Annotated in this window: 1 protein-coding gene; it reads right to left on the bottom strand. The window is 68.9% G+C overall.

What is annotated here, in order from left to right; translation table 11 throughout:
* On the bottom strand, positions 1-950 hold a 950-nt coding region (locus tag P2Q00_RS50580), incomplete at its 3' end, for a SpnB-like Rossmann fold domain-containing protein (RefSeq protein WP_275781987.1).
* Positions 951-994 lie beyond the last annotated feature (44 nt).

The raw sequence follows: 994 nt of genomic DNA, 5'->3' as shown, positions 1-994 counted from the left end.
GCACCCGTGACCAGCACCGTCCCACCGGCACCCACACCACCGAAAGACACACCTGTGCCCGCGTCCGCACCGGCCACCGGCACCCGCACCAGACGCGGCACCAGCACCACACCACCACGCACCGCCAGCTCCGGCTCACCGACACCCAGCAACGCGGCACCCACCCGCACCACCGAATCATCGACATCCACCAGCACCAGACGACCCGGATTCTCCGACTGCGCCGACCGGAACAACCCCCGCGCCGCAGCAGCCGCCAGATCCACAACCCCCTCACCCGAAACCGCCTCCACAGCACCCCGGGTCACCAACACCAAACGACCATCCGCAAACCGCTCATCAGCCAGCCACGCCTGCACCACACCCAAAACCCGATGCACCACACCACGCACCACACCCGCCGACACACCCGACAAACCATCGCCGAGCGCCTCACCGGACGGCGAAGCACCACACTCCACCACCACGACCGACGGCACCGGCGCGCCACCGTCCAAGGTTCGGCGGAGATCGTTCAGGTCCTGGACCCCCTGCACCACCGGCCACTGATCAGCAGAGGAGTCCTGGGCCGGTACGGACGCCGGTGTCTGAGTCCACTCGACATGGAAGAGGGAGTCGTGGCGCTCGCCGGCGGCAGCACGCACCTGCTCCGCCGAAGCAGCCCGCAACGCCACCGACTCCACCGACGCCACAGGACGGCCAGCACCATCAGCCACCAGCAACGACACCGCATCGGAGCCGACTTCACCAAGCCGCACCCGCAACGACGACGCACCCGCCGCGAACAACGACACCCCACTCCAGGAGAAGGGCAGAAGCGGGCCGGAGTCCGATTCCGTGCGGGGGTTCAGGCCCAGGGCGTGGAGAGCGGCGTCGAGGAGGGCCGGGTGCAACCCGAAAGCACCCGCAGCATCAGCCGCCCGCTCCGGCAACACCACCTCGGCAAACAACTCACTCCCACGCCGCCACACACCCCGCAACCCACGGAACACCG

This window comes from Streptomyces coacervatus (assembly GCF_029223485.1).
In the GTDB taxonomy this organism is placed as follows: Bacteria; Actinomycetota; Actinomycetes; order Streptomycetales; family Streptomycetaceae; genus Streptomyces; species Streptomyces coacervatus.
The sequence above is the reverse complement of the archived record's forward strand: the minus strand, read 5'-3'. Positions and strand labels throughout refer to the sequence as shown.